The organism is Streptomyces sp. NPDC107562, assembly GCF_055657325.1.
In genome coordinates this window covers 180775-203437 of the sequence record NZ_JBVKBE010000011.1, presented here as the reverse complement: position 1 = coordinate 203437, position 22663 = coordinate 180775, and the positions used below count along the sequence as shown (strand labels likewise).

Sequence of the window (22663 nt, the reverse complement as noted above, 5' to 3'; positions counted from 1 at the left end):
TTTGGCTCCGGTGACTCGACCCCTTGCCGCGGCTGAGTCGAACACGTATGTTTCCGCCGAACTTCTTGAATCGTTTAAACCATTGGTGCGTCACGTGCGCACAGCAAGGGGGCCGGCGTGAGCCTGAGGCGACGAGCGCTGCTCAAGAGGGGAGGCGCGGCCGGAGCCGCCATGGTCCTGCCCTGGGCCACGGCCGCGGAGGCCGGCGCGGCACCGCCCGCCGGACACGCTCCCGCGACGGACCGACGGGACGGGGTGCCGGGCGTGTTCGCCCACGGGGTACCGCGCGCGTTCGCCGCTCCCGCCGCCGCCGTACGCCCGAAGTTCCGCTGGTGGTGGCCGGACGCGCTGGTGGACATGGAGGAGATCGCCCGCGAGATCGACCAGATCGCGGCCGCCGGCTTCGGTGGAGTGGAGATCGCCGCCGTCACCCACAGCATGCGCGGCGGCGACACCATCGACCCCGTCCGCCACGGCTGGGGAACGCCCGCCTGGGTCAAGGCCGTCGAGGCGGCCCTGCGGCAGGCGAAGAAGCGGGACATCACCGTCGACCTGACCCTGGGACCCGCGTGGCCCAACTCCGTACCCTCGATCACCCCCGACAGCCCGGGCGCGGTGAAGGAACTCGCCCACGGGACGGTCACGTTGACCGCCGGGCAGAGCTTCACCGGCGCGCCCCCCGCCCCCGGCACCCCGCCCGCCGAAGGCGTCACCCAGCAGCACCTCATGCTGGTCCAGGCGATCCGCGTCACCGACGCCGCCGCCCGGCCCGTCCTGCTCGACCCGACCACGGTCACCGACATCACCGACGCCGTGACCGGCGGAGAGCTTCGCTGGACGGCACCGGACGACGGCGCGTCCTGGCTCGTCATCGCCTACTGGCAGCGCGGCTCCGGCCAACGGCCCGAGGGCCCGCACCACACCGACCCGCTCAGCTACGTCATCGACCACTTCAGCACCGAAGGGAGCCGCGCCGCCCTCGACTTCTGGGAGCGGCACCTCCTCCCGCCCAGCACCCGCAAGCTGCTGCGCGAGACAGGCGGCGCCCTCTTCGAGGACTCCATCGAGCTGGAGACCGACGAGACGATGTGGACGCCCGCCCTGCCGGCCGAGTTCGAGAAACGCATGGGCTACTCCCTGCTGCCCTACCTCGCGACCGTGGTCGAGCGCGACGAGGACCCGGTGCACGCCTTCGGCCCGGACCTCGACAAGGCGGTACGCCGCGACGTCGTCGAGGTGCTCTCCGAGCTGTACGTCGAGTACCACCTGAAGCCGTTCCAGGAGTGGGCCCACCGCCTTGGCCTGCGGCTGCGCGTGCAGCCGTACGGCCCGGGCACCGACTCCATGTGGGCCGCCGCCGTGCTCGACATCTCCGAGGGCGAGTCGCTGGGCTTCAAGAACGCCGACGACTTCCGCTGCCTGGCCGGCGGCCGCGACATGGGCGGCAAGCACATCCTGTCCAACGAGGCGGGCGCGACCGCGGGCGGCGCTTACGGCACGACGTGGGACGCCACACTGCGCAAACTGGTCGTCCAGTACGCGGCCGGGGTCAACCAGGCCGTCCTCCACGGCTTCGCCTACGCCGAGGCCCCCGGCGCGGCCTGGCCCGGCTTCGCCGCGTTCTCGCCGTACAACGGCAGCGGCGGATACGGCGAGGCATGGGGGCCCCGGCAGCCGACCTGGGGCCACGTGCGCGACATCGCCGGCTACTTGAGCCGTACCCAGCTGATCCTCCAGACAGGTGTCAACAAGGCCGACATCGGCATCCTGCGACAGAAGGGCCCCGCCGGCACGGGACTCGGGGCGCCGTGGTTCACCGCCGACGGCGTGCCCGTGGGCTGGACGCACCTCTTCCTGAGCCCACGGCTGCTCGACCTGCCGTCCGCGAAGGTGCGCGACGGACGGCTCGCTCCGGAGGGCCCGGCGTTCAAGGCACTCGTCATCGAGGGCGACGTCCTGAGCGGCAAGGACCGCACGATGCAGATCGACGTCGCCGAGAAACTCATCGGCTGGGCCAGGGACGGTCTGCCGCTGATCGTCATCGGCGACTGGTCCGACGCCCGCGTCCCGGGCCTCGCCGGACCCGGCGACAACGAACGGCTGCGCGCCCTGCTCGCCGAACTCCTGGCACTGCCGAAGGTCCGCGCGGTCCCGGACCGGCCGTACGTGCCGGAGGCCATCGCGGCACTGGGTCTGCGCCGCGACGTGGAGTACGCCGAGCGCTCATGGCTGGTCCACGCCCACCGCGCCGACCAGGAGGCCGACTACTTCTTCTTCGCCGTCGACTCGGTGACCAAGAACTCGGCCACCACCCGGCTCGACCACGACGTCACCCTCACGACACGCCGGCCGGACGCGGTGCCCTACCGCCTCGACGCCTGGACAGGCGCGGTGGAGCCGCTGGCGTCGTACTCCCGTACGGAGGACGGGCGGATCCGACTGCGTCTCACCCTGGAGCCGGGCGCGACCGCGATCATCGCCTTGGTCCGTCCGGGCGCGTGGGGGGACCGCCCGCACCTGTCGGTCCGGTCCAGCGAGGCGGCGGAGGTGGTCCGCGGCGCGGGCGGCAGCCCGGAGATCCGCGACGTCCGTCCGGGAACGTACCGTACGACTCTCCACGACGGCCGGTCCGTCGAGACCGTCCTGGGCGGGCTGCCCGAGCCGATTCCGCTGACGCGCTGGTCCCTCAGGGTCGAGGACTGGCAGCCGGGCGACCGGCCCTCCCAGACCCTCAAGCCGCGCCGGGACGCCACCCTCGACGCCCTGACCGGCTGGCCCGCCATCCCCGGTCTCGAAGACGTGTCGGGCATCGGCCGCTACCGCACCACCGTGCACCTGGGCACACCCTGGACGGGCGGGTACGGGGCCCACCTCGACCTGGGTGAGGTCTTCGACACCTTCCGCGTCACCGTGAACGGGCACCGGCTCCCACCGGCGGACCAGCTGACGCCACGTGTCGACGTCGGCCCCTACCTGCGGCGGGGCGCCAACACCGTCGAGGTGGAGGTGGCGACCACGCTGCTGAACCGGCTTCGGGTCGCGAACCCGTCCGTCTTCGGCGGAGCGAAACGGCAGAACTACGGGCTGGTGGGGCCGGTACGCCTGGTGCCGTACGGGCGCGCACCGCTGATTTGACCTGACCTGGCCCGGGAGGGCCGGTCGACGACCGCCAGGTGCTCCGGGTTCATCCGGGGCGCCCGGCGGGTCCCGAAGATGAGGTCGAGTCGGGCAGCCGCTCAGGCCTCGGGGTCGCGCAGACCGACGCAGTCGAAGGCCCAAAAGGTCTCTGAATAGACGAAGGTGCCCGTCATCCAGGGTTCGTGAGCGGACAACCGGGCGACCTGGAACGCGGCTTCAGGGATGCGCAACGATGGCGAACGAAAGCCCACCGCACCGGCACACGCGAAGCCGCGTGAACCGTAGTAGTGCGGCGAACCCTCCAGGAACACCAACGGCACACCCTGCCTCTCGGCCGCGTCGAGGGCGTGGGCGATGAGCCGCGTCCCGATGCCCTGACCCTGGAACTCCGGGAGCACGCCCAGCGGTGACAGCGTCAGGACGTCCACGATCCGGCGCGGTGCGTCCAAACGCGCCGCGCTCAGCAGGACATGACCGACGGCCCGGTCATCGACGACAGCGACGAAGGACATCGGGGCCGATGCGGCCTTCGCCACGCGAAGTGCCTCGACGAGCCCGGGAACCCGCTCGCTGTCGCCGAAGGCGCGCGTATGAACCTCGCGCACATCTCGGTGATCGTCAACGGTCTCCTGCCGGATCACCAGCCCGGCACCAGAGGGAGCGATCCGGGAGTTTTCAGGCGCATCGTGTGACGTCATGGCCGCGAGCGTAGATCGCGGGGCGGATCAGGCGCGAGGCAATTGCGCACCAGGTCGTCCGGCGGTGCAGGGGCCGTGGGGGGCCCATACAGCCTTGCCGATCACGGTGTGCAGCCGTGCACCACTTTCTGTGTGCACACCGCGGTGCGGGTACAGCCGGCGAAGTGATGACAGGCTTCGGCCGCAGCGTCTCCTCGGCCACATTGCGGGGTAGGGGAGGCTGCGGGAGACGGCGCGCCGTAGGTACCGCTAGCCGCACTTTTCTTCCCCACGCCTCGTCGTACCGTGGATGCATTGACCAGGGCACTCCCATACCACCGCAGTGAACAGAATGGTCCGGACATGCACACAGCGGGCACGGAATCCGGGGGGACGGGCAGGAACCGAGCGACGCAGCGGCTGGCAGCCATATCCGTGGACGCCCATGGTCACGTGGACGGCTGGAGCCCCGGAGCCGAAGCCGTTCTCGGTTACCGCGGAGATCGGGTGATCGGCCGGCCCGTGCTGAACCTGGTGGCGGCCGGCCGGCGCGACGCCATGGCAGCGGGTCTCCAAGCCCGCCGGTGGGATGACCGGGCCGTCTTCCAGCACGAGGCGGGACACGCCGTGGAACTGGATGTCCTGGTGGAGCCCGCGCTCGCCCAGGGGAAGTCCACCATCTGGTTCCTCAGCGGGCCGTCGACGGCTACCGAGGAGTGCGACGCCCCGCTGGGGCGTACCTGGACGCAATCGTCCGCCGGCATCGTCGTGTACACCCCTGAACTGCGCATTCTCTGGGCCAACGATCGCACCTGCCAACTGTTCGACATGAGTCTCAGCCACATGTGGGGGCGGCGCCTCACGGAGATCCTCACGCCGGACCGTCAGCACCGCGCGGTGGAGGAGAAGCTGGCGCAGGCCCGTGACACCGGAGTCACGCAGTCGGTCCTCACGTACGAACAAGTGCCGGGGGAGACCCGACGGCACGAGTGGGTGATCCATATCGACCCCGTCCGGGACCGGAACGGGATCGTGGTGGCCCTGTGCTCGATGGCCCGGGACAATTCCGCGGAATTCTGGGCCCGTCAGCGGCTCACCCTGCTCAACGAAGCTCGCCGCCACATAGGTGCTTCCCTCGATGTGTGCACCACGGCTCGGGAGCTCACCAGACTGTCGGTGCCCGATCTCGCCGATGTCGCGATGGTGCACCTGCTGCCCGAGGCATGGGGCACCGACCGCTCGAACTCCGACAACCCGATGTCGGTACGACTCGCCGCGATGCACAGCCGACACCCCGAGCAGGTCCGCACAGGCCCCCGAACCGCGGACGGACACGAGACGGGCCCCTGGCACAGCCTTGACCACAGCACCCTGATGGGCAGGGCGCTGTTCGAGGACCGAGGCATACGGGTCGAGCTGCCACATGCGGCAGCCACGTGGCCCGAGTTGAGGTCCGACCGTGACCTGGACGGACGGGGCGGGGCCATGTGCGCTCCCCTCACCGCCAGAGGCAGAACGCTCGGTGTCGTGACGTTCCTGCGCCATGAAGTGCCGTTCGACTCCGACGACCTGCTCCTCGTCGAGGAACTCGCGGAGACCACGGCGATGTGCATCGACAACGCACGCAACTACGAGCGTGAACAGAGCACGGCCCTGACTCTCCAGCAGAGCCTTCTTCCTCGTGAACCACCTGCTCAGAACGCGGTCGACGCTGCCTACGGCTACCGCCCCGCCGACTTGGCGGCCGGGGTCGGGGGTGACTGGTTCGACGTGATTCCGTTGTCCGGTGCCAGGGTTGCTCTGGTCATCGGCGATGTCGTGGGGCACGGTGTACGGGCGGCGGCCACCATGGGGCGGCTGCGCTCGGTGGTCCGCACGCTCGCCGACATCGACCTCCCACCGGAGGAAGTGCTCGCCAGGGTGGACGACATCGTGAACCGGCTGGACCAGGTGACGGAGCCCCACACTCCCGAACCGGAGCTCGGAGCCTCGGTCCTTTACGCGGTGTACGACCCGACGTCCCGTCGTTGCACCCTCGCCCGGGCAGCGCACCTGGAACCCCTGCTGGTGCTGCCGGACGGGAGCAGCCGGTTTCTCACTCTTCCGGCTGGGCCACCCTTGGGGCTGGGAGGACTGCCCTTCGAATCGGTAGAAGTGACCCTGCCCGAAGACTCGCTCCTGGTGTTCTTCACCGACGGGGTGGTGAAATCCCGCGACCAGGACCTCACGGACGGCATCGCGCGACTCCAGGCGTGCCTCTCTTCCTGCTCCACCTCGCCCACGGCCGTCTGCGCCGACATCCTCGCCGCGGTTCTGCCCGACAGCGGGCGCGACGACGCCGCGCTCCTCACGGTCCGTCCTCGCACGCTGGACCAGGGCGACATCGCCCACTGGGAGGTGCCGGCCGATCCCTCGGCGGTGGCCACCGTACGGGACCAGGCGAGCGACCGGCTCAGCACCTGGGGCCTCGACCACAAGCTCTTCTCCACCGAGCTGATCGTCAGCGAACTGGTCACCAACGCCATACGCCACGGACGCGCCCCCATCCACGTGCGCCTCATCAAGGACCGTTCTCTGGTCTGCGAAGTCGCCGACGGAAACAGCGCCGCTCCCCATCTACGGCGGGCCCACACCTTCGACGAGGGTGGCCGCGGCCTGTTCCTGGTAGCGCAGCTCGCTTCCCGCTGGGGCAGCCGACACGCCCGCGAGGGGAAGATCATCTGGGCGGAGCAGCAACTGGACCTCGCCGGCTGACAACGGCCACTGCTGCCTGAAAGCGCACGCACCCCAGCGACATCGACCGTCGAGGAGAGAATCTTGCCGCGAGATATGGACGCTGCGTTCACTTCATGCTTATATGAACGCAGTGTTCATATCGAGCGGAGCAGGAGAAGGTCTCATGACCACCACGCACACCACCCCACGTGTCGCTCTCGTCACCGGTGGTTCCGGCGGGATCGGCAAGGCAGTCGTCGAGCGGCTCGCCGCGGACCGGTTCGCCGTCGCCGTGCACTACTCCGGCAACAAGGCCAAGGCCGAATCCCTCGTCGCCGAGATCACCGCGTCCGGTGGCCAGGCCATCGCCGTCGGCGGAGACGTGGCGGACGAGCACGCCATGGGAGCGGCCTTCGACAGCGTCGAGTCCGCTTTCGGCGGGATCGACGTGGTGATCAACGCGGCCGGAATCATGGTGCTCGCGCCGATCGCCGAACTGAATCTGGACGATCTGGACCGGATGCACCGCACGAACATCCGCGGCACCTTCGTCGTCGCCCAGCAGGCAGCCCGCCGCGTCCGCGCCGGCGGCGCGATCATCAACGTGTCCACGTCCGTCACCCGCACCCAGCTCCCGACCTACGGCGCCTACGTCGCCAGCAAGGCCGCCGCCCAGAGCATCGGGCTGATCCTCGCCCGCGAACTGCGCGGCCGGGGCATCACCGTCAACACCGTCGCACCCGGCCCGGTCGCCTCCCCGCTCTTCTTCGAGGGCAAGGACGAAGCCGCCGTCGCCAACTTCGCGAAGGCCACCCCCCTGGAGCGACTGGGCGCACCGCAGGACATCGCCGAAACCGTCGCCTTCCTCGCCGGACCTGCCCGCTGGATCAACGGCCAGGTCCTCTACGCCAACGGCGGTCTCGCCTGACGCAGCCGCCGCGCCACCGCAACCACCGCCCTCCCCCCCCACCTCGTAAATCCGTTCGTTGAAAAGGGAGACCACCCGTGTCATCCGTCGTTCTCATCACCGGCGCCGCCACCGGCATCGGCAACCTCACCGCCCGTGCCCTCGCCGCTGCCGACCACACCGTCTACGCCAGCATGCGCGATGTCGGGGGCCGTAACGCTCCCCGCGCCGAGGAACTCCTCGCCCTCGCACGCCGCGAGGGGCAGGACATCCGCGTCGTCGAGCTCGACGTCCAGTCGGATACCTCGGTCGACGCGGCCGTGGCGACCGTCATCGGCGAGGCCGGCCGGCTGGACACGGTCGTCCACAACGCCGGACACCTCTACGTGGGGTACGTGGAGGCGTTCACGCCCGAGGACATCCACCGCCTCCTGGACATCAACACGCTCGGCATCCAGCGCGTGAACCGGGCAGCCCTGCCGCACATGCGCTCCCGCCGCTCCGGCACCCTCCTCTACGTCGGCAGCACCACCTCGGTGGTGGTCCCGCCCTTCCTCGGCCCTTACGTGGCATCGAAGTTCGCCGCCGACGCCCTCGCCCAGGTCACGGCGTACGAGGTGAGCCAGTTCGGCATAGAGACGACCATCGTGATGCCGGGCCCGTTCACCCAGGGAACCGAGCACTTCCCCAACGCCGGCCACGCCGCCGACGACGAGCGCGCCCACGCCTACGCTCCACTGGACGCGATGGTGGCCCGCAACGAGGCCGCCACCGAGGCCCTCTTCCCGCCCGGCGTGGACGCCCATCCGCGTGCCGTCGCCGAGGAGATCACACGCGTTCTCGCCCTTCCGGTCGGCACTCGCCCCTTCCGCACCGTGGTCGACTTCAGCCAGGCCGGCGTGGAGGAGGTCAACGAGGTCCTGCGCCACGCCCAGGAGCAGTTCGTCACACGACTCGGCTTCGGTGAACTCCTCACGGTTCGCGGAGCGCGGCCCTCGGTCCCGGAAGGTGGGCGCACCGTGCCGTCGCACTCCGGGCCCGGACGTCCGGCTTCCTAGACTGGCCTGACCAGCCGAACGCTTCGAAGGAGAGACGACGTGACGAAGCAGGCCGAGGGCGGCGACGCGCGCCCGGCCCGCGGGCGGGGGCGGCGGCCGGCCGACGAGGTCCGGGCCGATGTCCTGCGCGCGGTCGGAGAGGTGCTTCTCAGCGAGGGGATCGCCGACCTGACATTCGAGCGGGTGGCCCGCCTGTCCGGCGTCAGCAAGACGACGCTGTACAAGTGGTGGCCCTCCAAGGGTGCCCTCGCCCTGGACGGCTACTTCCACGCCGTCGAGGAAAGCCTCGCCTTCGACGACACCGGCGACATCCGCGCCGACCTCACGAGCCAACTGCGTGCGTTCGCGCGGATACTGACCCGGACACCGGCCGGACGGGTGGTGACCGAACTGATCGGCCAGTCCCAGACCGACGACGACCTGGCCTCCGCCTTCCGCTCCATGTACTCCTCGGAGCGGAGACGGCTTGCGGGCGAGCGGCTGCTGCGCGCCCGGCAGCAGGGCCAGATCCGGGAGGAGGTGAACGTCCAGGTCCTCGTCGATCAGCTCTGGGGCGCCGTCTACCACCGGATGCTGGTCCCGGACGAGCCCGTCACCGACGACTTCGTCGTCGCCCTGGTCACCAACCTGATCGACGGCATCACACCACCCACCGCCCTCCCGCCCGCCCCGTCACCCGCGCCCCCTTCACAGGACAAGCCGGCCGAAGCGTAGACCGTGCAGCCCCGCAGCTCTCTCGCCAGTCGCTACGAGGGCGGATCGCCGGCGCGCAGGTGCATCCTGACGAGCGTCCCTGATCTGTTGACGAAGAGTCCACCAGAGCGTCGAGTTGAGGGAGGAACCCGGCGTGCATCTCCTGCCGAGCCGTCAGAGACCACTGGCGTCGTCTGAAGAAGCTCCGCCATCAGAACTCCCCGGGATACGCACCGCCGGGCCGGGGCCCGCCGCCAGGGCAACGAACTCCGGCACATCTTCAACCGCCCCGTTGCCGGCACCCGCGTCGTCGAAGCCGAGATGCCGACGCAGGTGGTCGAGAACGGCACCTGGCACCGTAGGCGCCAGGTCGAGGGCCAGGGCCACGGCGAACACATCACTCATGCGCGGTGAGTTTGGCGGAAGCCTTGTGCACATCCTTCGAGGCCGGTGGTTCTGCCTGACCGCGTTCACGGCGTTGAGGGAGGATCAGCCTGGTGTCACGCCAGGGGCCGTCGGCGATGGCGTGGTGCGGCCCTTGGCGTCCTTCCCACCGACGACTTGGTGGTCGGCGGAGTACCCGTAGGTTTTCGACTATTCGGCGACGGTGTGGTCGTGGGCGGGGACAAAAGCCTCCCCATCTACTTGCTCAGGCAACGACACGTCTGACGGCGTTGAGGGCGAGGGAGTGGAGCAGATGGCACAATCGGGTTCAATGCCCCAAAACGGGCAGCCGTTCCGGTCATGGAGACGACTGGAGAGTGCGGCCCGTGGCGCTGTCGATGTCTTCGGGCGACTCTCTTCAAGAGGAGTAGAGCATGAGCCATGTCCACACCGCACACACCGAGGCGCCGGGGCATGACGAACTGGTTCCGTCGCGCTACGCGCTGAAGGTCGGCGACATCGACGTGCTGGTGATCAGTGACGGGGTGATGGCCATCCCCAGCGTCACGTATGCCACCAACGCCACCCAGTCTGACCTGGCTGCCTGGCTCGAGGACATGTTCCTTCCGCCGGAGGTGTGCAACTGGCCACTGAATGTGGGCGTGGTGCGCAGCGGCGGCCAGACCATCCTCATCGACTCCGGTCTGGGGACGGAGTTTCCTGGCTTCCAGCGAGCCGGGCACTTGGCCACGCGACTGGAGGCGGCCGGGATCGATCCCGCATCCGTCACCGACGTGGTGCTCACCCACTTGCACATGGATCACGTCGGCGGAATGCTCGTCGAAGGGCTGAGAGGTCGGCTGCGCCAGGACCTGCGGGTCCACCTGGCGGCCGCCGAGGCCGAGTTCTGGGCCGCGCCCGACTTCTCCCGCACGGTCATGCCGACGCCTGTCCCGGACGTGCTGCGCACCACCGCCGCGCGGTTCCTGGACGTGTACCGCAGCCAGTTGCAGCCGTTCGAGACCGAGTACGAGGTGGCACCAGGAGTGGTGATGCAGCGTACGGGCGGGCACACCGCCGGCCACAGCATCGTCCGCCTGGAGTCCGGCGGCGACCGACTGACGTTCGCCGGCGATGCTCTGTTCCAGCCCGGGTTCGACAAACCCGACTGGCACAACGGCTTCGACCACGACCCCGAACTGACAACTCGCGTCCGGATCCGTCTCCTGACAGAGCTGGCGTCACGCGGCGAGCAACTGGTCGGCGCCCACCTGCCCTTCCCGTCCGTCTGCCACGTGGCGGTCGACGGCAACGCCTTCCGATTCGTACCGGTCGTCTGGGACTACTGAGAGAGCGGTCTGCCACTTACGCTCATCAGGCGGCAGCCCCGCAGGGACCGGCGTTCACCACGGAAGCGGGCGAGCGCCTCGTCCGACTCCCAGCGTTCGTACACATTGATCCGGTCCGGCCCGATCAGGTCTGCCGACAGAGTGGCTTGACCGTGAATGCGCACGTCGTTTGGCCCTGATGGTTGACGGCGGTTCGTGGCCTCGGGTCGGCCGGATGTTGGTTGATTCTGACGGCAGTCCGGATGGTGTGGGGATGGCTTAGCGCGCGAGTTCGCGCCTGACAGCACATTCACCTTGCCACCGCAACCCCGCGAGTGACACTACTTCTCACGAACAACTTCCCAGCCAACCAGCCGGTGACATTCACTCAGACGGACAACTGACAACACACAAACACCGTCAGAGCCATCCTTGCGGAAACCCATTGGTGCCCGGCTTGCTTCGCTGATGGACTGACGTCCTACCGTGAGTCTGCCGCGTGACGGAGGTAGTGGTTGTGACGGGCTATGACGTGCTTGCCGAGGTGTACGAATGGCTCATCTCGGATGCAAAGTTGCCTCCAGCCGAGTTCGCTGCGTCGTTCGACGACGTCCTCAATCTCCTGCCGTCGAACGCTCACGTCCTCGACTGTTCGTGCGGCACCGGACAGTTGGCGGTTGGCCTCGCCGGTCGTGGCATGCAGGTTGTCGCAACTGACGCCAGCGAGGTGATGGTTCGTCGGACTGCGGAGTTGTCCGAGGAGTTCGGGGCATCCGTCCGGGCCGTACGGGCGAACTGGGAAGAGTTGCCTGACCATTTCCAGGACAAGACGTTCGACATGGTGTTCTGCGTTGGCAACTCGCTTCACCATGCCGCGGGCGCGACAGGCAGGGGTGCTGCTCTGGAGTCGATGTCACGGCTTCTGCGCCCCGGCGGGCGCTTGGTACTCACATCCCGCACTTGGGAACTCGTGAGGGCCAGAGGTTCCCGGCTGGAGATCGGTGACCGACTCGTCCGCCGGAACGGTCGCGATGCCGTCGTGGTCTACCGCTGGGAGATTGCGCCGCATTGGGAGGAGGAGCACCACATCGAGATTGCGATCGCGCAAGTTGATGCGACCGGGTTGGTTCTTGTCCGCTCGGAACTGCTGTCCTGCTGGCCCTACCGGTACGAGGAACTCGAAGTCGATCTGCACCGGGTCGGACTCCAAACGGAACTGAGCACGTTCGATCTTAAGGCCGAGAACTACATGGTGGTCGCGAGCAAGGTATGAACACCGGACTCTCAGTACCTGGCCGGAGCGCTCGGTTGCCCGCAGGATGCTTGCGCCCTCTCATCGGTGGGGGTTCCAGTGGTCAACGCAACGCCTCGGACGAAGAGTGCTCGTCGATCAGACGGCGGTAGATCCGGGGTGACGGCGTGGTCAGGGCCTGAGTCGCGCCGCAGCGCGGCGTACAGCTCGACCTTCGACTGGCCAGGCGGCATCGGCGGTGCTCCTTAACTGAGCACATCCAGCTTGACACCGCTACCCCGATGGTGTGTCAGCTTTCACGAACAACTGACGTCACCAACTACCGACAGCACCAACGGAGCGAAATCAAGGCACCCGAGGCCGGCACATGCCTGCTCGACGACCTCAGAGCATCCGGCCAGATATGCGTCGCGGTCAGCAGCATCCACCCATAACTTCCCGTAAATGATGATCACGCTACTCCGTGCGTACCGAGGCTGAGATGGTGCGGGCGGCGACGTAGAGGATGAACGCGGTGGTGAGGGCGAGTGCGCACCATGACCAGATGTTCCAGCCAGGGACGTGCGTCGTCGCCATCCAGCGGACCACGTAGTTGGCGGTTGCGGCCAGGGGAAAGGTGAAGATCCACCATGCCTGGCTGAAGCGGAGCCTGCCGTACTCGCCCAGAAGGAAGATCTGGGCGAGGAGCATGACGAGGAGAACGCCGGTGAGGAGCTGTTGGGTCTCCTGAAGCCGGCCGGGATGGGCGAGGATCCACGCCAGGTTCGTGGTGGCAGTGGCGGCGAGGAAGGCGGCCATGCCGGGTTTCATCTCGGGTGGTGTTCTCTCGCCGCTGATGGCGCGGACGAGAATGGCCGTGGTGATGACGACCCAGAAGAACAGTCCGGCACCGGCGGCCGCCAGCGCGGCAAGGTGTTGATGGATCGTGGAGAGACCGATGCTGACGATGTTGGGTCCGGCCGCCAGTGGGATGAAGTAGCCCGCATGGAAAGCGTCGAGCGGTACGTCACCGTTGATGCAGCGGGCGACGAGCCACGCGGCGAGGAGTACCTGGGCCGCGATTGCTGCGCCGCACAGCCAAGCGAAGAGGGTGAAGGCGTCCTGGGTGTAGTGCGCGGTCAGCAGCACTGCCACCAGGGGGATGAGCGAGGCGAAGGGATCGATTGTTCGGTGCCCCGGACGGGCGCCACGCGCCGGGCGCCGGTGGAGCCTTCCGGCGGCGTAGCGGACGGTGAGAACGATCCATAGGACGCTGCCGGCTGCGTAGAACAATTCGGCGGGCCAAGCCGGCGCGTTCAGTTCGAGGGCTGCCGCGCTCCAACTGCCGGCCAGTCCCGCGAGCCCGAGGGGTATCCCGAACTGAAACGCTGAGATGCCCGGGGGCGCCAGGACGTCGGGGACGGACGAGTGAGCTGCTGTTCGGGTCGGCGTGCTGGTTGTGGACATGGCTCAGCCTCGGGAGTCCTGTTGCGGGGTGTGTCCGGTGCCTGCTAGATGACGGGGTGCCGGCCGTGTACCGGGCTGAGCGTTTCCAGCAGCGAGGCGGCGTGCAGGACCGTCGATTCCGCGTGCAGGTCGGCCGCCAGTTGTACAGCGATCGGCATGCCGTCGCCGCTCGTACCGAACCGCATCGACAAGGCCGGATGTCCCGTCAGGTTGAAGGGAACGGTCGTAGAGCTCACGTGGAAGGGGCCCACGGTCTGGCCCTCGACCGTGAAGTCCTGGAGCTGATGCCCATGAGCGGGGATCGTCGTCACTGGGAGCAGCAGGATGTCGTACTGCTGGAAGAACGCCGCCATTGCGTCCCGGAGGCGCTCGACGGCCTGCTCGGCCAGGACGAAGTCCTCCACGGACGTGTCAGGCAGGGCAGCGACGAACTTGGAGTAGCTGAACATCTGCTCCTCGTGGCCCGCGGTGACCTGGCGGAAGGCCGGCTTCACCTCCATGATGCTCAGTTCGGACCAGAGTTCGAGAGGGTTGTCCCGCTCGAAGGCCGGGACACTCACGGCGTCGACCTGGGCCCCTACTCCCTTCAGGGCGTCGGCGGCTGCCTGGACGGTTGCGGAGACCTCCGGGTCGGTCGGGCCGAGTCCCGAGTCGACCAGCCAGCCCACATGTAGCGGTCGGTTGGGATGGCCGCCCAGGCCTGTGTCGACGTCGATCGGGACGGTGGCAAAGCCGTCGGCGCCGTCGGGGCCGGCCAACAGCGCGTAGGCGAGTGCGAGGTCACGGACGGTGCGCGCCATGGGGCCGACATGCCAGTTACGGCGGGGCTCGCGCGGCCAGATTCCCGTCATCGGGATGCGTCCGTGCGTCGGTTTGAAGGAGGAGACACCGGTGTCGGCTGCCGGACCGCGCACCGAGATGGACAAGTCCGTGGCGAGTCCGAGCGGCGACATTCCGGCCGCGACCGCGGCGGATTCGCCGCCGCTCGAACCGCCGGGCGAACGGTTGACGTCCCAGGGGTTGTTCGTCCTGCCTGTCAGGAGGTTGTCGGACTCGATCCAGTACGAGAATTCCGGCAGATTGGTCTTCGCCAGGAGGATCGCGCCTGCACGTTTCATGCGCGCCACGGCGGTGGCATCCGTGTCGGGGACGCGCCCGGCGAAGATGGGGGAGCCACGCTGGGTGAGTACGCCGGCGGTGTCGAAGGAGTCCTTGGCTGTGAACGGCACGCCGTGCAGCGGCCCCACTTCCCCTCCCTCCGCGAGCTCATCGTCCGCCGCCTTCGCTGCCTCGAGCGCGCCATCGACGAGCGTGACGATCGCGTTGAGCCGCGGGTTGACGGCCGCGATCCGGTCCTGATGCGCCTGCACCACCTCGACCGAGGAAGCCTTCCCGGTACGGATCAGCTCTGCGAGTTCGCTCGCGTCAAGGTAATGGAGTTCGGTGGTCATGATGCGTTCCTTTCCGGACCGGTCCATCCCTTCGAGGAGACCGGTGCATACGCCCGGGAGCCCACGATCCGCGCGAGCCGCCCGCGCGGAGCCTCTCGAATCTGTTGTGAGGGGGCGCCGCTGCAGGAGCGGGTACTTCAAAGGTGAAGTCGCCATCGGGTATCGGCGGGACGGTGTCGTCCTCCGCTTCCTGCGTACACGGTGAGGAGCGCCCTGCGTACAGCCCGTGAGACTGCCGCTGGACAGGGGCCGTCCTGCCGCGGACCAGGGAGGATTTACATGAGGAGAACCTCCTCGGGGTGACCACATTCTCGGGGTTCACCCGCGAACAGGTACTATGTAGGCCACCATACATGACACGAGGAGAGGGTGCAGGATGGGGAAGCGGACGGATGCCAAGCAGAAGATGGTGCAGGCCGCCAAGCAGCTCATCCGCCAGCGCGGCTACAACGCGACGGCCTTCTCCGACGTGCTGGGGCTCAGCGGTACGTCCCGCGGCTCGGTCTACTTCCACTTCCCCGGCGGCAAGACGCAGCTGGCCGTCGAAGCTGCTGAAGCCCACGCATTCGAACAGGTGGAGATCATCGACAGAGCCGCCGGCCAGGCCGAATCCGCAGCTCAGCTGATCGAACTCTTCATCGGGATGGGCCGAGAGGGCATGATCGCAAGCGAGTACGGGCGAGGTTGCGGCGTCGCCCCACTGATCACCGAAGGTGCCACGCAGGACTCGGCCGAGCTCGCCGAAACCGCCCGCCGGGCTTTCTCGGAGATGACGGACCGCATGGCCTTCCACCTCGTCGCCTTCGGTGTGGAGCGCGCCTCCGCGAGAACGCTCGCCGAAACTGTGATCGCAGGCGTCCAGGGGGCGATGATCACCTCCCGCGCTCTGCGAAGTCCCACGCCGTACGACTCGGTACGCGCCGTACTGGCAGGCCACGCTGCAAGCGTGTCGCCGAAGGGCCTCAAGCCCGGCCGCACCTGAAGCGCGTCGGTCCGGCCGTGGGCCGGGCTTCAGTGCGGCCGCGCCGCAGTCGACATCGCCTCCGGTCGGACTACCGATCCGGACCGTTGATCCCCATCATTATGTATGCTGACCTACATAGTATCTGGTCACGCCGCCCACCAGAGGGAAGAGGGGTTCCACTCATGACGCGCGTACTCATCACTGGAGCATCCCGAGGCATCGGAAGGATCAGTGCGATAGCACTGCACGAAGAGGGTCACGAGGTCATCGCCACGGCCCGCGACGTGTCGATGCTCGAAGACTTGCCGGTGGCACAGAAACTGCGACTCGATGTCACCGACCAGGCATCGGTCGACCAAGCGCTGGCCGAGGCCGGCCACGTCGATGTCCTCCTCAGCAACGCCGGGGCGACCGTGCGAGCACCGCTGGAGACGATCCCGCTCACCGCGCTGGGGGACCTCTTCGAGCTCAACGTCTTCGGAGCCCTGCGCGTCGCACAGGGCATCCTGCCCCAGATGCGTGAACGCGGGTCAGGGCAGTTGATCTTCATGTCGAGCATCCAGGGCCGTCTGGTCATCCCTTTGATCGGCGCCTACAGCGCGACCAAGCACGCCTTGGAGGCCTTCGCCGAGACACTGGCCATCGAGTCCGGCCATTTCGGCGTGTCCGTGCACGTCATCGAGCCGCCCGCGGTCGCCTCCGGGGGCGCTGAGCGCGCCCAGGTGTACCTCGACAGCGGTGACCCCTACCGCCCCCTTCTGGACAGAATCGGCCCGTTCCGCGCGGCGCCTGTCTCAGTCCTGGAGGTCGCCGACATCGTGACAGCTGTGGTCGCCGAAGGTGACAAAGCGCCTTTCCGCATCCCCGTCGGTGAAAGCGCGAAGAACATCCTGGGCGCACACAAAGAAGCACCCGACCACACGCCGTTTCTCGCCGCGCCGCTGAATTGGTAGAGGCCCGCGGTCCGCGTCGCCGTCGCCGCCAGCAGCGGCGGCACACCCTCGGCGCGACGGTGGGTGCTCCAAAGTCTCTCAACGCTCCTGAGCGCTCGTTTGGACACGCTCGCACGTGAACACCAGGGGCATCGCCGAGCGGCTTCACGTGGCCTGTGGGCATGCATTGCGATGGGACAGAACCGTCCTCGGCCAGCGCGCGGGTGGTTAAGCTCCGGGGAGTGGCACGGACGGGAGGGCAGGATGAAAGGCCGAGTCACGGCAGTCAGCCGTCATGCGACGTACTCCTTCAGCAAGCCCAACCACCCGTCCGTCACCCTGCTCGCCGGGCTCGGGGTCGAGGGGGACGTGCACGCGGGACGAACGATCCGGCACCAGTTCCGCATGACCTACGAACCCGACGTGCCCAACCTGCGACAAGTCCATCTGATGCACGAGGAGTTCTTCGACGAGTTCGCCCTCAAGGGCTTTCAGGTGGCCGCGGGCCAGCTCGGCGAGAACATCACCACTCGCGGCGTCGACCTTCTTGGCCTCGCGACCGGCACTCTGCTCCACCTCGGCGACGGGGCGGTGGTCGAGGTGACGGGCCTGCGCAACCCCTGCTCGAAGATCAACGATTTCCGTGCAGGACTGCTCGCGGAGATGTTCGCCATGGATCCGTTGTCCGGCGAGTTCACCTTCAAGAGCGGCGTGATGGGGGTGGTGCGCCGCGGGGGAGTCGTACGCCCTGGCGACACCGTCGACGTGGAACTGCCGCCGCTCCCACACCAGCCTTTGGAGCGCGTCTAGTTGGTACCGTGCACGAGCTCGTCAGCCACTCCGGGGCGTCGCCCAGGGCCAGGCGTCGCCGCTACGGGTGTGCCGGAGCCCTCCTTGCCCTGCCGCCGATCCTTGGCTGCTTCTCAAGGTTGACGCTGATCAGGTCGATGCCCAGCGGCGTGAGCGTGTGACGCACCGTGTTGCGATACCGGACCGAAAGGATCAGACCCGACTCGCGCAATATGGCGGTGTGCTGGCTGGCGGTGGAGGCGGTGACGCCGATACGACGGGCCAGTTCGCCTGTCGTACAGCCGTCCTGAATCACGCGGAGAGCGGTGGCTCTGCTGTGCCCGAGCAAGTGGGCGAGTCGGTCTCCCTTTCCTGGCGCGCGATCGGCCGGCGGTAGCCACCAGCCGGGATCCTGGGCAATCGGATAGACCAGGACCGGGCAGAGCTCGGGGTCGACGAACGTGACAGGTGTGCGCCAGCAGAAGACCGAGGGCACCAAGAGGAGTCCACGCCCCTCAAGATGGAGGTCGCGGTCGACCGGGTAGTCCGACTCCAACACCGGCGAGCGCCAGCGCAACGTAGGACCCAGGCTGCGCAGCAGACCTTCGGCACCGTGATCGATGAGGGCTCGGGAGCGTCGGGCCCGATCGGCGTCGACCAGCGCCTGGAGCCGCGGCCACACCGGAGCGAGGGCAGCGTTGTGGTAGTCGTGCAGCGCGTCACCGATCGCGGCGAGCGCGGTCCGCTCGGCATCGGCCAGGGTGCGGGTCCAAGTACGGGCCCAGTCAGGCGGGTTGGGGAGCAGAGCCAAGTCCTTCCTCAGCCGCTCCTTGGGCGTGGACAGCACCGCGCCGACCGTGGACTCCAGACAGGGGGCGGATTGGACGGGGGTGAGGAAGTCGGGGAAGTCACCTGTCTGCGGAACCAGATACCGCAGCAGACGCACGTGAGGCGTCCGCAGGAACCGCAGGCGTGCCCTGGTTGCGGCACGCCAGGGACCGAAGACCGCCGGCGCCTGAGTGGCCGCAAGCTGTGTGACGCTCAGTACGATCTCCCAGCCGGGATCGGGGCCCGAGACCGTCCGTATGCGGGACAGATCCTCTGCTGTGAAGTGCAGCCTGAGCGCCATAGCCCTCCCCGTTGCCACCGTACTGCTGATTATTGGCACCCAGTACGCAGGCTGACCAGCGTATTTCGGCCCTTATGACATGTTCTTGTCGGTCAAATCGGGTCGCTGCCACTCTCGCTGAGACATCACCGCGGTCCCGGTTGCTCGGCGGGACCGCGATCGACGGAAGGAGAACGACCCATGCGTTGTCGTCTGTTCATGGTGACCGTCGCGGCGGCCAGTGCCCTGTTCGGCTTCGGTGCCACGACCGTGGCAGCCGCGCCGGCGAACGACGTGACGTCGTCCGGATCCGCAGCGCCGTTCGCCGATCAGGCCCGAGACGCACACCTGACGGCCGCCCAGACCTCGGCACTGAAGTCGGAGGTCAACCGCTACCTCAAGAAGACGGGCGGCAAGCAGGTCGCGCTCAACAAGATCGAGGTGGACGGCGCCACGCTCCTCGTGGCCATCCCCGGTGAAGACCGCCCGAGAGACTTCGCCGCTGGGCAGGGTACGCGCGCCGCGGCCGACCCCTGCCTGACCGGAGCGGTCTACAGCGGCTACTTCTGCGTGTACAGCCAGGAGGTCTACCAGGGCAGTTACTACTACTGGTACGCCTGCGCCAAGCGCTCCATGCCGTGGGCCGGATACGGCTCGTGGATCAATGACCAGACCCCGGGTACACGGGCCACCTTCTACAACAGCAGCGGGGGCGTCGCCTACACCACCCAGGCCCCCTACAGCTCGGACGACAGCTACTACTGGACGCCCATCTGGCACGTCAGGAACTGCTGGACCTGACGGCCAGGCGGGCGGTCCACCAGCCCGAGCGTGAAGGTCGATGCGCAGAACACGCCGTTGCCTGCCGGCCTCGAGGTCTCGTACCTCGAGTCTGATCCTGCAGGCAACGGCGTGGTTTTTGGGGTGTGGGAAAACCGGTCCTGCTCAAGGCGTTGGACGCAGCGGAATGCGATCAGGCAGACGGCGAGGGCGAGGACGCTTCGTGACGGTCAGCGACACCGCGAGTGGATGCCCTGCTCGTCCACGACGAGGTGGTGCCTGCTGTCCGGCATTGCTCGGTCGACCGGGATGAGACCGCTGTTGGGCCCCAGCGGGTCGGGGGCGTCCTACTGCTGGCCGTGCGGGCGCCGCCCTGTGCCGCCACCAGGCTGCTCCGCATGGACGAGGCACGGTTCGGCGCCGGTGTCCAGGCGGCGGGCACCCGTCACTTGACTGCGATGAACCGCAAGGTCCGCCGCTCGCTCGCGCCCCGGACGGCGTGGTCGCAGTGGAGAACCGTCATGCGACCGAGGCGTGGCGGAAGAGGCCCCTGAAGGTGAGGTTCGCGGGGAAGCGCCGACCGGCTCGCCGTCCTGAGGGCCGTTTGGGCGGACCGGTGCTGCGTTTCACCGGGTGGCGGACGGAGACGTCGACGGCGGGTGCCGCCTTTCCCGCTGAGCCGTGGGGCTGACGAGGAGGAGGGCGATGTCGTCATGACGGGGAGCGGAGCGTTCGGCGTGGCCGATGAGGGCGTCGGCGAGTTCGTCGAGGTCCTGTGCCTGGGTTGTGGCGAGGTGACGGGCGAGAGCGTCGATGGTGTCGTCGATGTCTACGCCCGGCATTTCGACGAGTCCGTCGGTGTACAGGGCGAGGACGGCTCCGGGTGGGAGGGGGATCTCGGTGCTGCGGTAGTCGGCGTCGGAGTCGATACCGAGCAGCAGCCCGGGTGGTGTGCGCAGGACGTCGGTGTGTCCGTCGGGGTGGCGGAGCAGGGGTGGGAGGTGTCCGGCGCTGGCGAGGCGGGCGCGGTGGCGGGTGAGGCTGAGCTCGACTGCCAGGCAGCTGGTGAACAGTCCGGTGTCGAGGTCGGTCAGGAGGCGGTTGGTGCAGGCGAGGACTTCGTCGGGGGCGGTGCCGGTGGTGGCGTAGGAGTGCACGGCGGTGCGGACCTGCCCCATGAGCGCGGCGGCGGTGGGGTTGTGTCCTTGGACGTCGCCGATCACGGCGACGGCGGTGGTGGGGGCCGGGTGGATGAGGTCGTAGAAGTCGCCGCCGATGTCCATTCCGTGGCCGGCGGGCAGGTAGCGGGCGGCGACCTCGAGGCCGGGGATGTGGGGCAGTGTGTGCGGCAGCAGGCCTTGCTGGAGGGTGCGGGCGAGGGCGTGTTTGGTGTCGTAGAGGCGGGCGCGGTCCAGGGCTTGGGCGATCAGTCCGGCGAGGGAGGTGAGAAGGGCGCGTTCGGCCGGGGGGAAGGGTCGCTCCTGGTCGTAGGAGAGGACTAGAGAGCCGATGAGGCGGCCGGAGGCGGTCAGCGGCAGGAACGCCCAGGCGCTGCGTCCTTTGTGGCGGGGTGCGTCGGGGTAGGCGTGCTGGAAGTCGGCGAAGCTGGTGAAGAAGGCGGGGTCTCCGGTGGTCAGTGCGTGGGTGGGTGGGGTGCGCGCCGCCAGCGGCGTGCCGTCGAAGCGGCTGAGGAAGTCGGGGTCGTAGCCGCGGTGGCCGGCGATGTGCAGGCGCCCTTCGTCTGCCGTCATCAGGACCAGGCCCTGGGGGCCGAAGGCGGGCACGATCTGGTCGGCGACGAGGTCGATCACGTCGTGGACGCCTACGGCCTCGGCGAGTACGACGGCCAGGTGTGTCAGGTGGTACAGCGCCATGGCGCCGACCGGCGTGGCGGACTGTGGAGCGTCCGGCCGTTGGGCGGCTGGTGTGATGTGGATGCTGATGCCGTTGTCGCCGGGGTAGAGCTGGAAATGCAGGGCCGTGTCCGGCGGGCGCACGGCGGTGAAGCCGGCGGGTCGGCGGGTGACGGCCGCTGCTCGGTAGCTGTCCTCGCAGACCGGGGCCCGCAGCCACGGCAGCACCTCCCAGGGGCGATTGCCCACCAGGTAGGCGGCGTCGGCGCCCACCAGCTGAGCGCCGGCGGAGTTGATGAAGGTGATCCGGCCGTCCAGGTCCAGAGCGCAGCAGCCGACGGGAAGACGCTCGGCGAACTCGTAAGCGGCCATGGCCCGGCCGGAGCTCGCCTGTGCCGACAGTGCGGGAAGCATCCAGGGCTCATCCGGCGGCAACACCGGATGACCGTCGTCGGCCGCCCGCTTGAGAAGGGCTCCCATGTCCCGGCAGCACGTGGTGATCGCCTCGTGCTGCTGGGGGCTGAGGTGTGGCGGGTGCCGGGCGGGCCACAGCAGTGCGATGCCGCCCTGTACGGCGGTGCTGCCGGTGGGGACAGGGGCTGCGGCGAGCATGAAGTCGTAGGGGAGTACGAGACCGATCTGCGGATAGCGACGCGCCATCTCCTCCTGGCTGCGGAGCCAGAGCAGGTGCCCTTCGCGTATGGCGTCCGTGACCGGTGACAATGCGTCCATGGGCACCCGCGTCCAGGGAGCGGCGATCTCCGGGGAGACGCCGCAGACCAGCGCCAGACACAGCAGCCGTGCCCCTGGCGGCCGGAGGTAGAGCAGGCCGACCGACGCGCGGGTTTCACGCACCACGTCGGACAGTGGCGCTCCCACGTTCTCCATGGCGGTTTCAGCACCGCTAGGGGCCCCTGAGGGTGACTGCATGACTGCTACCTGATTCCTGCGACGGGTGCCGTGGCTGTGCCGGCGCCTCCGAAGGGGGCACGGGCCGCTTCCGCGCCGGTGCCCAGCCCCGTGTCGACCTCCGCCCACCTGGCTGCTTCCTGCGGTGCGACGGCCTCCGGGATCTGGTGCGCCTTGGCGTCCGTGAAGTCGCCCATACTTGGACGGTATGCCCCTACCGGCGTGACGGCACAGCGGCAGACCGGGGCGGCGGCCGACAGCGCTCGGCGACATAGAGCG

At 68.4% G+C, this 22663-nt stretch carries 18 protein-coding genes; 11 read left to right on the top strand and 7 right to left on the bottom strand.

Annotation, left to right across the window (positions count from 1 at the left end; genetic code table 11):
• Nucleotides 1–117 precede the first annotated feature (117 nt).
• Nucleotides 118–3135 (top strand): glycosyl hydrolase, encoded by a 3018-nt coding sequence (locus ACZ7LV_RS27645; protein ID WP_471943086.1) that lies wholly within the window; start codon nucleotides 118–120, stop codon nucleotides 3133–3135.
• Nucleotides 3136–3236: 101 nt separating this feature from the next.
• Here the strand turns inward: ACZ7LV_RS27645 and ACZ7LV_RS27640 are convergent, their stop codons facing one another.
• Nucleotides 3237–3779, bottom strand: a complete 543-nt coding sequence (locus ACZ7LV_RS27640; RefSeq protein WP_471943222.1) for a GNAT family N-acetyltransferase — start codon at nucleotides 3777–3779, stop codon at nucleotides 3237–3239.
• A gap of 399 nt (nucleotides 3780–4178) precedes the next feature.
• Here ACZ7LV_RS27640 and ACZ7LV_RS27635 point away from each other — a divergent pair, with 399 nt between their 5' ends.
• The 4 genes from ACZ7LV_RS27635 (at nucleotide 4179) to ACZ7LV_RS27620 (ending at nucleotide 9209) form a co-directional block, all read left to right on the top strand.
• Nucleotides 4179–6569, top strand: a complete 2391-nt coding sequence (locus tag ACZ7LV_RS27635; protein ID WP_471943084.1) for a SpoIIE family protein phosphatase — start codon at nucleotides 4179–4181, stop codon at nucleotides 6567–6569.
• 145 nt (nucleotides 6570–6714) lie between these two features.
• Nucleotides 6715–7458 carry an SDR family oxidoreductase gene (locus ACZ7LV_RS27630; protein ID WP_471943082.1) on the top strand — a complete coding sequence of 248 codons (744 nt, stop codon included), beginning with the start codon at nucleotides 6715–6717 and terminating at the stop codon, nucleotides 7456–7458.
• Between the two features lie 77 nt (nucleotides 7459–7535).
• On the top strand, nucleotides 7536–8495 hold the full coding sequence (locus ACZ7LV_RS27625) for an SDR family oxidoreductase (RefSeq protein ID WP_471943080.1): 960 nt from the start codon (nucleotides 7536–7538) through the stop codon (nucleotides 8493–8495).
• Nucleotides 8496–8534: 39 nt separating this feature from the next.
• Nucleotides 8535–9209, top strand: coding sequence for a TetR/AcrR family transcriptional regulator (locus ACZ7LV_RS27620; RefSeq protein WP_471943078.1), 675 nt, complete (start codon nucleotides 8535–8537; stop codon nucleotides 9207–9209).
• 153 nt (nucleotides 9210–9362) lie between these two features.
• Here the strand turns inward: ACZ7LV_RS27620 and ACZ7LV_RS27615 are convergent, their stop codons facing one another.
• The gene (locus ACZ7LV_RS27615) at nucleotides 9363–9593 is read right to left on the bottom strand and encodes a hypothetical protein (RefSeq protein WP_471943076.1); all 231 of its coding nucleotides are present in this window, start codon (nucleotides 9591–9593) and stop codon (nucleotides 9363–9365) included.
• Nucleotides 9594–10006: 413 nt separating this feature from the next.
• Here ACZ7LV_RS27615 and ACZ7LV_RS27610 point away from each other — a divergent pair, with 413 nt between their 5' ends.
• Both ACZ7LV_RS27610 and ACZ7LV_RS27605 read left to right on the top strand, forming a co-directional pair.
• Nucleotides 10007–10921 carry an MBL fold metallo-hydrolase gene (locus tag ACZ7LV_RS27610; RefSeq protein ID WP_471943074.1) on the top strand — a complete coding sequence of 305 codons (915 nt, stop codon included), beginning with the start codon at nucleotides 10007–10009 and terminating at the stop codon, nucleotides 10919–10921.
• 496 nt (nucleotides 10922–11417) lie between these two features.
• A complete protein-coding gene (locus tag ACZ7LV_RS27605; protein ID WP_471943072.1) occupies nucleotides 11418–12173 on the top strand; it encodes a class I SAM-dependent methyltransferase in 756 nt (251 codons plus the stop codon).
• A gap of 435 nt (nucleotides 12174–12608) precedes the next feature.
• Here the strand turns inward: ACZ7LV_RS27605 and ACZ7LV_RS27600 are convergent, their stop codons facing one another.
• Nucleotides 12609–13598 carry an SLAC1 family transporter gene (locus tag ACZ7LV_RS27600; RefSeq protein WP_471943070.1) on the bottom strand — a complete coding sequence of 330 codons (990 nt, stop codon included), beginning with the start codon at nucleotides 13596–13598 and terminating at the stop codon, nucleotides 12609–12611.
• A gap of 44 nt (nucleotides 13599–13642) precedes the next feature.
• Nucleotides 13643–15049, bottom strand: coding sequence for an amidase (locus tag ACZ7LV_RS27595; RefSeq protein ID WP_471943069.1), 1407 nt, complete (start codon nucleotides 15047–15049; stop codon nucleotides 13643–13645).
• A gap of 376 nt (nucleotides 15050–15425) precedes the next feature.
• Between ACZ7LV_RS27595 and ACZ7LV_RS27590 the strand changes: the two genes are divergently transcribed.
• The 3 genes from ACZ7LV_RS27590 (at nucleotide 15426) to ACZ7LV_RS27580 (ending at nucleotide 17755) form a co-directional block, all read left to right on the top strand.
• The gene (locus tag ACZ7LV_RS27590; protein WP_471943068.1) at nucleotides 15426–16031 is read left to right on the top strand and encodes a TetR/AcrR family transcriptional regulator; all 606 of its coding nucleotides are present in this window, start codon (nucleotides 15426–15428) and stop codon (nucleotides 16029–16031) included.
• Between the two features lie 164 nt (nucleotides 16032–16195).
• Complete coding sequence (locus ACZ7LV_RS27585) at nucleotides 16196–16966, top strand: SDR family NAD(P)-dependent oxidoreductase (protein WP_471943065.1); 771 nt, start codon at nucleotides 16196–16198, stop codon at nucleotides 16964–16966.
• Nucleotides 16967–17209: 243 nt separating this feature from the next.
• Entirely contained in the window at nucleotides 17210–17755 is a 546-nt protein-coding gene (locus ACZ7LV_RS27580) for an MOSC domain-containing protein (protein ID WP_471943062.1), read from the top strand.
• A gap of 61 nt (nucleotides 17756–17816) precedes the next feature.
• Here the strand turns inward: ACZ7LV_RS27580 and ACZ7LV_RS27575 are convergent, their stop codons facing one another.
• Complete coding sequence (locus ACZ7LV_RS27575; RefSeq protein WP_471943060.1) at nucleotides 17817–18863, bottom strand: ArsR/SmtB family transcription factor; 1047 nt, start codon at nucleotides 18861–18863, stop codon at nucleotides 17817–17819.
• 180 nt (nucleotides 18864–19043) lie between these two features.
• Between ACZ7LV_RS27575 and ACZ7LV_RS27570 the strand changes: the two genes are divergently transcribed.
• Nucleotides 19044–19643 (top strand): peptidase inhibitor family I36 protein, encoded by a 600-nt coding sequence (locus ACZ7LV_RS27570; RefSeq protein ID WP_471943058.1) that lies wholly within the window; start codon nucleotides 19044–19046, stop codon nucleotides 19641–19643.
• A 605-nt stretch (nucleotides 19644–20248) separates the two neighbouring features.
• Here ACZ7LV_RS27570 and ACZ7LV_RS27565 read toward each other — a convergent pair.
• Nucleotides 20249–22363, bottom strand: coding sequence for a SpoIIE family protein phosphatase (locus ACZ7LV_RS27565; protein WP_471943056.1), 2115 nt, complete (start codon nucleotides 22361–22363; stop codon nucleotides 20249–20251).
• Between the two features lie 47 nt (nucleotides 22364–22410).
• A complete protein-coding gene (locus ACZ7LV_RS27560; RefSeq protein WP_471943055.1) occupies nucleotides 22411–22581 on the bottom strand; it encodes a hypothetical protein in 171 nt (56 codons plus the stop codon).
• Nucleotides 22582–22663 lie beyond the last annotated feature (82 nt).